Raw genomic sequence first — 11,968 nt, 5'->3', positions numbered from 1 at the left:
CGCCGCGTGCCGCAATCGCTCGGGGCAGCGCGCGTTTCGCGGCGCTTTACGTGAGCCGCAGCGGTTCGATCATCAGCTTTTCTTCTTCGAGCCAGATCTGCACCGGCTTGCCGAGCACGTCGGCCGGCAGCGGGTTCTCGGTCGTTCGATAGATGCCCGCGATCGAGATCAGTTCCGGTTCGAGACACGTGCAGAAGATGCGCGCGTCGTGATTGCCCTGCACGCCGGCCAACGCCCGGCCGCGCAGCGGCGCGTAAATGTGGATGTTGCCTTCCGCGATCACCTCGGCGCCGTAGCTGACCAGACCGAGCACGACCAGATCGCCTTTTGCGTAAATACGCTGACCCGAGCGCAACGGCTTGTCGACCACCATCGTTTGCGGCGACGTGGCAAGACGCACCGGCTCGGCGGCGGGCGTGGGTTCGACGGCGGCGGCAGCGGCCGTGCCCGTGGCCGCGCTGGCGGTTGCGGATGCAGAGCTGGCGGACGCGCTCGTGCCCGCGCTTGCCTCGGTGCCTGCTGTCGCGTTTGCCGCGCTCGCCATGCTGTCCTCATCGGCCTGCTTCGCCGGCGCGCCGCGCCGATCGCGCGCTTCGAGCAACGGCAATCCCGACTCCGTCGCCCACTGTTGCTCCGCATTCGCGACCACGCCGACCGGACGCATGCGCACGCTGTCGAGCAGTTGCGCGATGTCGGCGAGCGGCACGCGTTCGTTGCCGGCGAGACGCCGCACGTCGATCGCGACGACGTCGTTAGCGAAGAATTCGGGGGTCGCCTCGAAGCGTCGCGTCAGCTCGGCACGCATCGCATCGAGGTCGGTCGTTTTGACCACGAACATCAGCGTGTCGACAGAGCCGCTGCGCAGTTCGAAAAAGGGCGATTTCTTGGGCGACATAGCGTTCGGCGAAAAATTTTGCGTATTTTACAGGCGTACAAGCGCGCGGCCACTATTTTTCCCGGGAGAATCGGTGCTCGCGCGCACAAGCGCAACGCGTGTCGTCGATGCGATCGACGCGCGACGGTGCGAAAGAAACGCTGGCGGGAAAAAGACCGTGATGAAGGGACGGCGAAGACGAGCGGCGCGCGCGACGCGCCGCTTGGGCGATCACTGCTGTAACACCTGCGAAGTAGTCGGCACGTGCCGCACCAGCAGACTTTCGACCTGCTCGGGTGCGCGCTCGACGCGCCGGTGCTCGCCGGTCGGGCCAAAGCCGAGCGCTTCGTAAAAGCGCATCGCGTTGCGGTTCGCGTCGGCCACCCACGCGTAGATTTCCGTGGCGCCCGCATTCGCGAGCCAGCTGCTCGCGGTATCGACGAGCAGCTCGCCGCCGCGCAGATGGCGCACGGCCGGCGCCACCCACAACTCGCAGACGAACGCGCGCCGCGCCGCGGTGTCGTCGAAATGCGCCTCGATCAGCCCGGCCGGATGACCCTCGGTATAGAGCAGGAATGCACCGACGGACTGCGAAACCGCGTGATTCGCCGCGGTCGCGTCGAAACTGGCGGCATCGGCCGACAACGCGTCCTCGAGCGTCGCGCCGAAGGCGTACGGCGCCTCCCGCAGCGAGGCAGTGCGGAGTTCGCGAAAAACGGCGCCCTGATCAGCAGTGATGCGGCGAACGGTCAATGACGGACTCATGCAGACGAAACCCCTGGAAACCCTAACGCGTAGCTTTAACCGAACCGGCCGGCGAGTCAAATTTATTATTGACCAGAATATGCGGTCCCGCTCACGGCGCGTCGTAGTCGCCCGTGCCGTCCGGCCACGGCGTCAGCAGTTCATAGCCGTCGTCGGTCACGGCGACCATGTGCTCCCATTGCGCCGATAGCGAGCGGTCCTTCGTGATCACGGTCCAGCCGTCGCGCTGTACCGACGTGCCGGCGCGGCCCGCGTTGATCATCGGCTCGATCGTGAAGACCATGCCCGGCTTCAGGCGCACCCCCTGCCCCGGCTGCCCATAGTGCAGCACCTGCGGGTCCTCGTGATAGACCTTGCCGATGCCGTGCCCGCAGTAGTCGCGCACGATCGAGAAGCCCTCGCGCTGCGCGACCTTCTGGATCGCGTGGCCGACGTCGCCGAGCGTCGCGCCCGGCTTCACCTCGCGGATGCCGGCCACCATCGCCTCGTAGGTCGTGTCGATCAGCGCACGCGCGACCGTGCTCGACTGGCCGACGCAGTACATGCGGCTCGTGTCGCCGAAATAGCCGTCCTTGATGATCGCGACGTCGATGTTGAGGATGTCGCCGTCCTTCAGGATCTCGTTGCGATTCGGAATGCCGTGACACACGACATGGTTGACCGACGTGCAGACGGTCTTCGGAAAGCCCAGATAGCCGACATTGGCCGGAATCGCTTTCTGCGTGTGGACGATGTAGTCGTTGCACAGCGCGTCGAGGTCGTCGGTGGAGACGCCTGCCTTGACGTGCTCGCCGATCATTGCCAGCACATCGGCCGCGAGGCGGCCCGCAATGCGCAGCTTCGCGATATCGTCGGGAGTCTTGTAGGTAATGGCCATGAATTCAGTCGATGTGAGTCGCGGGTCAAGCGCGAGATGACCCGCCGCGCCCGAAAGCCCGGCGGCCCGCAACCGCCGCTCGATTGGGCGATTTCGGGCAATTGTACAGAGGATCGCGGATAAACCCCGCGCAAATCGGCTGAAGCGGTGCGCGGCAGGAGGCGGTGGCGCTAGCGGAGCTATGCCGTGGCGCGCGCCCGAATCATAATGACGGGCTTTTGCTCGGCCAGCTTGCGGGCCTGCTCGTTCAGATGGACTGGCGGCAAAGGGACTCGAACGATCATCGAGCCGGACATCGTGATCGTTCAGTTTCCCGAACTAAAATTCGGGCGTCCCGTCATGTCGCCCGCTGCGTTCCGCCCTTCGCCATATCGTACGGATCACGCTGATCGCGGGCGTACTGCTTCGGCGCCATTGCCGACCAGCGCCGGAACGCGCGAATGAATGCCTTCTCCGACGCAGCGGTGCACTATGCGTCGGTCGTCGCGCTCGGCAAGTCGGGCACCGCGATGTCGCGGGCGCGCTTCGGGCTCGATTGGGCGATGGCCGATCCGCACTCGCCGCAACTCGCGATGCAGCTCGATCGCGCGCGTGACCAGCATCGTCAGTGACATTGCGCAGGCGTCGCGTGAGCAGAGCGTGGGATTCAGCAGGTGGGCATCGCGATCACGCAGATGGACGAGGTCACGCAGCAGAATGCGGCGCTCGTCGAGGAAAGCGCGGCGGCCGCCGCGTCGCTCGCGGAACAGGCGCGGGCGTTGAGGGAGATGATGGAAGGGTTTCGGGTGGGATGAGACGCCCGTCCCCTGGCCTCGATACGCTGAAGGCAAGGGTTGGGCGCCGCTGTCAGGCCCGGCGACGTGCTGCCCTTGACACCGGGCAGCATCGACCACAGACGGGCGGGCCTACTTACGTCGATATCCGCGGCTCAGTTGTCGGGATGGGCCGCCGTGAAGCTTTGGAACGCACTGTACGACGGATTCAACGGCGAGCCGTTCATCATGATGCCGAAGGTCTCGTTGCCGCTATCGAGCACGTAATACATGACGGCCTGGATATTGTGCGTCTTGCGGTTCTGATAGAACTCGCCGAGCTTCGTCGTGATGTAGTTCCCACGATAGGTCTCGTTTTGCTCCGGTCCGGTGTTCCACTCGGTGATGATGAACGGCACGCCATACCGGGCCTTGCAATAGATCGGCAGATCGAAGCCAGGTTGGGCGCCGTCCGCACCGAGGGAGAACACATCGCCATACACCTCGTAGTTGTGCCACGTGGTGATGTCCCAGCGCACGGTCGGATGACCGCCGCTGCCATCCGGCTGATTACCGTCCCACAGCGCGTCCGCCGCGCCGACATCGTTCACGCAGAAATTGATGCCGCACTTCGCGTTCGACTGAACCGCTTTCACGCCGTCGATCATCCCGCGCATCACGCCGCGCATCACCGGCCAGTTCGCGTTGTTGAAGTCCGCTGCCTTCGTGCCCGCAGCGTTGAAGTCGAGCACGGTGGCGTTCGTGCGCGTCAACTCGTTGCCGCATTCGTAAATGGTCACGCCATAAGGTTTCAGTGCGTTCGCGACCGACTGCGCTACCGCGTAACCCTGGCTGTAAGCGGCATTCTCGCCAGCCAGCAGGTTGCCGTTGGAGTCGTAGACGCCCTGGTCGATCAGCGCGACCAACGTCATGCCCGCCGCCTGGAAAGCCTGTGCGAGCCCGATCGCCGCGTTCAACTGGGTCGCATTGTTGGTGACGCCGACGCGATAGCTCGTGCAGCCCATGGCCTTCAGGATCGAGACGATCTGCTGGGGCGTGTACGTGTAGTCGAAGTGGCCGTTCATGCCATAGAACATGCCGGCCTGCGGTGTGATCGCGATGCGCGGATCGTTGCAATGCAGCCATAGGTTGGGGACGTCCGCAGTGACGTAGAACTCGCCCCCCGTGCCGCAATGCCAGATCTTGCCGCCGTAGAACAACACGAGCGACACGTTGTACGTGATGCCGAACGTCGCGCCGTTGCGATAGATGACGCCGTTGGAGAGCGTCCACGTCGCGCCGAACTGATCGATGATGTACGGCGCGGAAGGCAGTGAGGTGCCATCGGGCGACATGTTCGGGACACTCGCCTTCGCGACCGGCGACGTATTGTCCGCGGTGCTGGAGGTAGCGGACGCACCCGAAGCTGCCGCGGCACCGGAAGCACCGGTCGCAGCGGCTGCCTTGCCACTCGCGTTCGATGACCCACTGCCCCCACCACACGCGGTCAAAAGATAACTTGCGCTCAGGGCCGTCAGGCCCCCAATGAATTGACGTCGTTTTATCATCGCGGAGTAATTCCAAATGTCGGGAAAATTCCCGATAAAAAGACCAAAAGGTGGATTCGCTGTGATTCGACGGACAATGAATAAGGATTCGATGCAAATGAATTTGCAGGCCTTAAAGACTATTGTCCCGAAGTGCTTTGAACGCACGTCTGTGTTGTCCGATTGAACCGAGGCGCGCGAAGGTGCTCCTCGCGGTGGTTCAGATTGACAGGGCTGGGTGCGCGTTGGTTCGCAAACGTTTGCGGTGCAAACGTTTTACTGATCAATTGCCGAAGCTTTCATTTTCAGGAAAATTCTTCCTGTAAAAGCTTCTGACGGCGTAAATCGTACCCTGAACGAATGACCGAGCCCAACCAAAAATCGTATTTATTTGTAAAAAAGGGCAGATCTTGCGGAGATCTGTGGGGTCGGCGAAGATTCGCACTTTCAGAAGTCGATCGGGGGGCGGGTCGCCCGCAAATTTTCTAACTTCGACCCTTATAGTGTGCAACAGCCACGTCCCGAATATGTCCCGTATATGAATTAGGGGACAGTGCAGCACGAATGACTTAAGATATTTGTATGGAAATGAGATGAAAAAGACCACGAGCAACGAATGGCTTATGTAAAAAATTGAAACAAAGGATTTCGCCAAAATAGAAATGATGCTTGAATAATTTCGAATTGCCTTGGCAAAGCCATTCGAGAACTCAAAGCAAAAACCCCTTGATCTCGGTGAAATCAAGGGGTTTCAGAATTTGGCGGAAAGGGTGGGATTCGAACCCACGGTACGGGGAAACCGTACGCCTGATTTCGAGTCAGGTACATTCGACCACTCTGCCACCTTTCCGGGTATTCCGACTCGCTACTGCAGCGTCGGATCCAAGCGGGCCGTTGCTTGGGAGAAAAAGATTATAGAACAGCTCGAATCAGTTTTCCAAGCCCCCTCGTCCAAAAAATTTCTAAAAAATTTTCGCGGGACCTCGATGCCGTTCGCGGCATCCATCGTCAGACACGCGACGACACCGCGCCTGCGCGCGCATCGGCGACGCTCATCAGGCCGCCGGCACTTGCAGCCGCTCGACGCCGCCGAGGTAAGGCCGTAGTGCCGTAGGCACCGTCACCGAGCCATCGGCGTTCTGGAAGTTCTCGAGCACCGCGACGAGCGTGCGGCCCACCGCGAGACCCGAGCCGTTGAGCGTATGCACGAGCTCCGGCTTGCCCTGCGCGTTGCGGAAGCGTGCCTGCATGCGTCGCGCCTGGAACGACTCGGTATTCGAGCAACTCGAAATCTCACGATAGGTGTTCTGCGCGGGCAGCCACACTTCCAGGTCGTAGGTCTTCGCTGCGGAAAAGCCCATGTCGCCGGTACACAGCGTGATCACGCGATACGGCAGTTCGAGCCTTTGCAGAATCGCCTCCGCATGGCCGACCATCTGCTCGAGCGCGTCGTACGATGCGCCTGGCGCTACGACCTGCACCATCTCGACCTTGTCGAACTGATGCTGGCGGATCATGCCGCGCGTGTCGCGGCCATACGAGCCCGCTTCCGAGCGGAAGCACGGCGAGTGCGCGGTCAGCCTGATCGGCAGTGCGTCCGCTTCGACGATGCTCTCACGCACCGTGTTCGTCAGCGAAATTTCCGAGGTCGAGATCAGGTACTGCGTGACCGTGTGTTCACCGCCGCCCTTTTCGACGCGGAACATATCGTCCGCGAACTTCGGCAGCTGGCCCGTGCCGTACAGGATGTCGGGATTGACGATGTACGGCGTGTAGATCTCGGTATAGCCGTGCTGCTGCGTGTGCGTGTCGATCATGAACTGCGCGAGCGCGCGATGCAGCCGCGCAATCTGGCCGCGCAGCATCGTGAAGCGCGCGCCCGACAGCTTCGCGCCGGTCTCGAAGTCGAGGCCGAGCGGCGTGCCGACGTCAACGTGATCCTTGACCTCGAAGTCGAACTGCCGCGGCGTGCCCCAGCGGCGCACTTCGACGTTGCCGGCTTCGTCGTTGCCGACCGGCACGCTTTCGTGCGCGAGATTCGGCACGTCGAGCAGCAGATCGGACAGACGCTTCTGGATGTCTTCGAGCTTGACCGCCGACGCCTTCATCTCGTCGCCGATGCCGCCGACTTCGGCCATCACCGCCGACGTGTCTTCGCCGCGTCCTTTCATCGCGCCGATCTGCTTCGACAGGCTGTTGCGGCGCGCCTGCAGTTCTTCGGTACGGGTCTGGGTATCGCGGCGTTCCGCTTCGAGCGCGGTGAAGGCCGCGACGTCGAGGGTATAGCCGCGGTCGGCGAGGCGCTTTGCGACGCCGTCGAGGTCTTTGCGCAGCAACTGGATGTCGAGCATGGGATGGGACGGATGTTCGTTGTATGAAAACGCGATTTTAACGCACCGGCAAAGGTGAAACGCCTCAAGCCTTCTTCGGCTTGTGCTCGGCGCGCCACCGCGCATCGAGCTCGCCAAGGCGCGTGAGCTTCTCGCCGATCTTGCCTTCGAGACCACGCGGTGTCGGCTCGTACCAATGCGGCTCGCGCATGCCGTCGGGCAGATAGGTTTCGCCGGCCGCGTACGCATCGGGTTCGTCGTGCGCGTAGCGGTAGTCGTGGCCGTAGCCGAGTTCCTTCATCAGCTTCGTCGGCGCGTTGCGCAGATGCACCGGCACCGCGCGCGACTGGTCCTTGCCGACGAAGCGCCGCGCCTCGTTGTACGCGTTGTACCCGGCATTCGATTTCGGCGCGACCGCCAGATAGATGATCGCCTGCGCAAGCGCGAGCTCACCTTCGGGGGAACCGAGACGCTCGTAGGTTTCGGCGGCGTCGAGCGTGATGCGCGCGGCGCGCGGGTCCGCGAGGCCGATGTCTTCCCACGCCATGCGCACGATGCGACGCGCAAGATAGCGCGGGTCCGCGCCGCCGTCGAGCATGCGGCAGAACCAGTACAGCGCGCCGTCCGGGTTGCTGCCGCGCACGGATTTATGCAGCGCGCTGATCTGGTCGTAGAAGGCGTCGCCGCCCTTGTCGAAGCGGCGCAGATTCTCCGCGAGCGCGCTGCCCAATAACGCGCCGTCGATTTCGGTGGTCTTCTGCTGTGCGGCCGCGCGCGCGACGATCTCGAGGTTGTTCAGCAACTTGCGGCCGTCGCCGTCGGCGGATCCGATCAGCGCGGCGCGCGCTTCGTCGGTGAACGTAAGGCCGCCGAGTTCCTTCCGCGCGCGCTCGAGCAGCTCGCCCTGTTCGTCGTCGGTCAGGCTCTTCAGCACGTAGACGGCGGCGCGCGACAGCAACGCGCTATTGACCTCGAACGACGGATTCTCGGTCGTCGCGCCGACGAACACGAACAGGCCCGACTCGACGTGCGGCAAGAACGCGTCTTGCTGGCTCTTGTTGAAGCGATGCACTTCGTCAACGAACACCAGCGTCTGATGGCCGTTCGCGCGATGGATCTGCGCGGTTTCGACCGCCTCGCGGATATCCTTCACGCCCGACAGCACCGCCGACAACGCGATGAACTGCGCGTGAAACGCATCGGCCATCAGCCGCGCGAGCGTGGTCTTGCCGACGCCCGGCGGGCCCCACAGGATCATCGAATGGGCCTCGCCCGATTCGAACGCGACCCTGAGCGGCTTGTTCGGACCGAGCAGATGCGACTGGCCGATCACTTCGTCGATATTGCGTGGCCGCAGGCGTTCGGCAAGCGGAACATTGGCACGGGTTTCTTCAAACATGACGTTTTTGGGGATAATCTCGGCTTTCCGGGGCACGCACCGCTTCGGAGCAGCGCCTCGCGGGACCAGCGCAAAGCCCGCGTCCGGCCGGAAACACAGGCACGAACGCGGGCAACGTCCTGCATTATGACAGTGACGGCGGCCAGGCGATGGCCGACCCGGGGCGCCTGCAACGCAAAGAATCACAGCACCACCAACAGGAACGAACATCAGATGGCTCAAGATTCCGTCGCCGGCGACGCCGGCTCCACCTACGCGCCGCTCACGCCGGTGCCCGACGCGCGCCGCGCGTTTCGCACCGGCGACGCGTTCGCGCTGTGGTTCTCGCTCGGCATCGGCCTGCTCGTCGCCCAGGCGGGCGCGCTGCTGGTGCCGGGGCTGTCGCTGCCGCATGCGCTCGTCGCGATCGTGCTCGGCAGCGTGATCGGCGTCGTGCTGCTCGCGCTCGTGGGCGTGATCGGCACCGACACCGGGCTCGCGGCGATGTCGTCGCTGCGTCCGACGCTCGGCGTGCGCGGCGCGTCGGTGCCGGCCGTGCTGAACATGGTGCAACTGGTCGGCTGGGGCTCGTTCGAGGTGATCGTGATGCGCGATTCTGCCGATGCGCTCGCGAAACAGGCGTTCGGCCTGTCGATGCCGCTCGTGTGGACCGTGATCTTCGGCGTGCTCGCGACGCTGCTCGCGATCAGCGGCCCGCTGTCGTTCGTACGGCGCTTTCTGCGCAAGTGGGGGATCTGGCTGCTGCTCGCGGGCGCCGCGTGGCTCACGTGGAACCTGCTCGCGCGCCACAATCTCGCGGACCTGATGCGTCGTCCCGGCACCGGCGAGATGTCGTTCGGCGGCGCGGTCGACCTCGTGGTCGCGATGCCGCTGTCATGGCTGCCGCTGATCGCCGACTACACGCGCTTCAGCCGCCGCGCCGGCGAGACGTTCCGCGGCACGCTATACGGCTATGGCATCGCGAACATCTGGTTCTATGCGCTCGGCGCGGTCTACGGGCTCGCGGCCGGCGGCGGCGATGCATTGCTGACCGGCGCGCTCGCGCAAGCGGGCGGCGGGTTTGCGCTGCTGCTGATTCTGATCGACGAAATCGACAATGCGTTCGCCGACATCCACTCGGCCGCGGTATCGACCGGCACGTTCTGGACACGCGCGAGCGTGCCGTTGCTGTCGGCCGCGTTCGGTGCGCTGTGCACGCTGATCGCGCTGCTCGTGCCGATGGCGAAGTACCAGAACTTCCTGCTGCTGATCGGCTCGGTATTCGCGCCGCTGTTCGGCGTCGTGCTGATGGATCACTTCATCGTGCGCAAACGGCGCGTCGACGCCGCGGTGCTCGCCGATGTGCGCGGCCGCTACGGCTTCTCGGGCGGCTGGCACCTGAGCGCGTTCGTCGCTTGGGCGATCGGCATCGCCTCGTACCAGGTGATCAATCAATGGCTACCGAATGTCGGCGCGACGCTGCCGTCGCTTGCGATCGGCGCGGTATGCTATTACGCGTTCGTATCGGCGCGCAAGACCGCGTACGCGTGAGCGCGTCATCCTCAGCGCGTTGCATTAGACGCAGCTGTCACAAAATAAAAAAGACCTGCAATCCAAATGCAGGTCTTTTTTTGTGACCGTCGAACGGCCAATCACAGGGCGCGCCGCAGGCTATTTTTTCGCCGCTTTGCGCCGACGCGATTCGGCCTTGCGACACAGATCCGTGAGCAGCCAACGGGCGACGGTCTCCGGCCGATTCGGCGCGTACGAGGCGAATTTGCTCTCGTTCGCGAAATGGACGACGACGGTGCCCGTCATGACGCGATAAGTTCCGGCATAGTTTACGCCGTCCAGTTCCACGCTAAGCGCGTGGGTGGTTTCATATTCCGCGAAAGTCAAAATAAATGCGATATCTCGAAACGAGACATTATCGCTACGATTTTTCGGAAGTCAAAAAAATATGCAATTGGTTGCATATTAAATTATCACCGGCGGTAATTCTTGCGTTTCCCGCTCGAAAACCCAAATAACGGGCTGCCGGATACGTTAGATAACCTGACTGCCTTACTGCCGTTCAAGCCGAACCGCCGGCGTATCGGCGAAACGCTCAAGCGCGCGATTGCCTTCCCGATGGGCTTCGGCCTCATCGATAAAGGTTTTTTCACTATATGCAACGACCTTGAAACCACTTCCGGCCGCGCGCGGAACCGTTATTCCCCAATGCCACCCGCCCTCCTGCTGGAACACATGGAGGGATGGGGACAAGCGTGAATCGTGTGAAGAAGACAATCTCATGACATGCCTCACCTTTCCAGACATCTGAAGCGACAACCAGATTCGATCAGTTTAGGCGTTATTTTGTTGCGTTGCAGCAAAAAATTGTTAGAGATTGCGTACCCAATCCCGGAAAATGATCGGACACGCCAACTCCAGCCCATGAGCAATGCGGCTCTTTCCAGTCTCGCACTAAATCATTACGTCTGCCTGTACGACGATTTAATGTTCGTCGCGGCGCCGCGCGCGCATCCCTAAGCAATCCACGCACCGCGCGAAATAAAAAGCCGCGCTCGACAAGCGCGGCTTCGCGGGCGTTTGCAAAGGCGCCAGTGTCGGCGCCTACCGCGCGGTTTATCCGTTGATCACATCCGCGCCCTTCGGCACCGTGAACTTGAATGCATCGGGCGGCAGTTGCGGATTTTTCTGGATGTTCGAGAACGTGAGCAGCGTCACGTTACCGAACACGTCGTGCAATTCCATCGCTTCGAGATTGCCGTCCTTGAAACCGATGCCGACGCGCTCGAACTGCGTGTCCTTCGCCTTCGGCGTCAGTTCGAGCCAGTCGATGCCGGCCTTCACGCCCGCGTCGCGCAGCGAGAAGTTCTTGTCGAGATCGTTGCTGCCGAACAGGATCGCCGCCGGGCTTGCGCCGAGCGCGTTGCCGAGCGGGCGCACCGTCACCTGGTTCAGATCCTTGTCGTAGACGTAGAGCTTGTCGCCGTCCGCCTGCAGCAATTGCGAGTAGGGCTTCTCGTATTGCCAGATGAACTTGCCGGGCCGCGCGAACATGAACGTGCCGCTCGACGTGGTCGGCCTGGCCGGGTTCGCGGTGGACAGCGCGCCGCTCGCGCCCTGCGCCTTGCTCGGCGCGCGCACTTCCTGCTGCACGAAGGCGCCGCGCGCCGAATGGACCTGCGCGATGAATGCCTTCAGTTGCTCGGTGCCGCTCGCGAACGCGTGCGAGGCGACGAACAGCGACGCACCGATCGCGACACTGCCCACGGCGCGCGCGATCTCGCGCATGCCGCGGGACACGCGCTCGCCGAGGCGGCCCGCTCGACGCTGTCGGGCATCCTGCTGCGCGATTGCTTGCATAGGTTTTTCTCCCTTGAATGAATTCGGTGATGGGCTGCGCCGGCTCGATGCACTCGCTGAACACAGCGTGACT

General features: G+C 62.8%; 11 protein-coding genes, 1 tRNA gene and 1 pseudogene. 4 read left to right on the top strand and 9 right to left on the bottom strand.

All coding sequences use genetic code 11. The features are described from left to right. Positions 1-46 precede the first annotated feature (46 nt). From minC to map, 3 genes are all read right to left on the bottom strand, one after another. Positions 47-895: a septum site-determining protein MinC gene (gene minC / locus F6X39_RS06610; protein ID WP_187616019.1), complete on the bottom strand. Its 849-nt coding sequence runs from the start codon at positions 893-895 to the stop codon at positions 47-49. 210 nt (positions 896-1,105) lie between these two features. Then, positions 1,106-1,639: a GNAT family N-acetyltransferase gene (locus tag F6X39_RS06605; RefSeq protein ID WP_090803490.1), complete on the bottom strand. Its 534-nt coding sequence runs from the start codon at positions 1,637-1,639 to the stop codon at positions 1,106-1,108. 91 nt (positions 1,640-1,730) lie between these two features. Next, positions 1,731-2,516, bottom strand: a complete 786-nt coding sequence (gene map / locus F6X39_RS06600; RefSeq protein ID WP_187616018.1) for a type I methionyl aminopeptidase — start codon at positions 2,514-2,516, stop codon at positions 1,731-1,733. Between the two features lie 440 nt (positions 2,517-2,956). On the opposite strand from map, the gene F6X39_RS06595 reads away from it, so the two are divergent. Both F6X39_RS06595 and F6X39_RS06590 read left to right on the top strand, forming a co-directional pair. Further along, a complete protein-coding gene (locus F6X39_RS06595; RefSeq protein ID WP_187616017.1) occupies positions 2,957-3,127 on the top strand; it encodes a hypothetical protein in 171 nt (56 codons plus the stop codon). Further along, positions 3,096-3,310, top strand: a pseudogene (locus F6X39_RS06590) (hypothetical protein); the annotation flags it as partial. The gene F6X39_RS06595 and the pseudogene F6X39_RS06590, both read left to right, overlap by 32 nt. A gap of 134 nt (positions 3,311-3,444) precedes the next feature. Here F6X39_RS06590 and F6X39_RS06585 read toward each other — a convergent pair. From F6X39_RS06585 to F6X39_RS06570, 4 genes are all read right to left on the bottom strand, one after another. Beyond that, positions 3,445-4,836 (bottom strand): hypothetical protein, encoded by a 1,392-nt coding sequence (locus F6X39_RS06585; protein WP_187616015.1) that lies wholly within the window; start codon positions 4,834-4,836, stop codon positions 3,445-3,447. A 738-nt stretch (positions 4,837-5,574) separates the two neighbouring features. After that, positions 5,575-5,665, bottom strand: a tRNA-Ser gene (locus tag F6X39_RS06580). A 205-nt stretch (positions 5,666-5,870) separates the two neighbouring features. Continuing rightward, positions 5,871-7,166 carry a serine--tRNA ligase gene (gene serS / locus F6X39_RS06575; RefSeq protein ID WP_187616014.1) on the bottom strand — a complete coding sequence of 432 codons (1,296 nt, stop codon included), beginning with the start codon at positions 7,164-7,166 and terminating at the stop codon, positions 5,871-5,873. Positions 7,167-7,230: 64 nt separating this feature from the next. Next, on the bottom strand, positions 7,231-8,544 hold the full coding sequence (locus F6X39_RS06570; RefSeq protein WP_187616013.1) for a replication-associated recombination protein A: 1,314 nt from the start codon (positions 8,542-8,544) through the stop codon (positions 7,231-7,233). A 213-nt stretch (positions 8,545-8,757) separates the two neighbouring features. On the opposite strand from F6X39_RS06570, the gene cytX reads away from it, so the two are divergent. Further along, on the top strand, positions 8,758-10,074 hold the full coding sequence (gene cytX / locus F6X39_RS06565; RefSeq protein WP_187616012.1) for a putative hydroxymethylpyrimidine transporter CytX: 1,317 nt from the start codon (positions 8,758-8,760) through the stop codon (positions 10,072-10,074). Between the two features lie 120 nt (positions 10,075-10,194). On the opposite strand, the gene F6X39_RS06560 is transcribed toward cytX, so the two are convergent. Beyond that, on the bottom strand, positions 10,195-10,383 hold the full coding sequence (locus F6X39_RS06560) for a hypothetical protein (RefSeq protein ID WP_244144826.1): 189 nt from the start codon (positions 10,381-10,383) through the stop codon (positions 10,195-10,197). 141 nt (positions 10,384-10,524) lie between these two features. On the opposite strand from F6X39_RS06560, the gene F6X39_RS37560 reads away from it, so the two are divergent. Then, positions 10,525-10,794, top strand: a complete 270-nt coding sequence (locus F6X39_RS37560) for a hypothetical protein (RefSeq protein ID WP_187616011.1) — start codon at positions 10,525-10,527, stop codon at positions 10,792-10,794. Between the two features lie 357 nt (positions 10,795-11,151). Here F6X39_RS37560 and lolA read toward each other — a convergent pair whose 3' ends face one another. Then, positions 11,152-11,895: an outer membrane lipoprotein chaperone LolA gene (gene lolA / locus F6X39_RS06550; RefSeq protein ID WP_187616010.1), complete on the bottom strand. Its 744-nt coding sequence runs from the start codon at positions 11,893-11,895 to the stop codon at positions 11,152-11,154. Positions 11,896-11,968 lie beyond the last annotated feature (73 nt).

Source organism: Paraburkholderia sp. UCT2 (genome assembly GCF_014397665.1).
GTDB lineage: Bacteria > Pseudomonadota > Gammaproteobacteria > Burkholderiales > Burkholderiaceae > Paraburkholderia > Paraburkholderia tuberum.
This window is presented reverse-complemented; position numbering and strand designations above follow the sequence as displayed.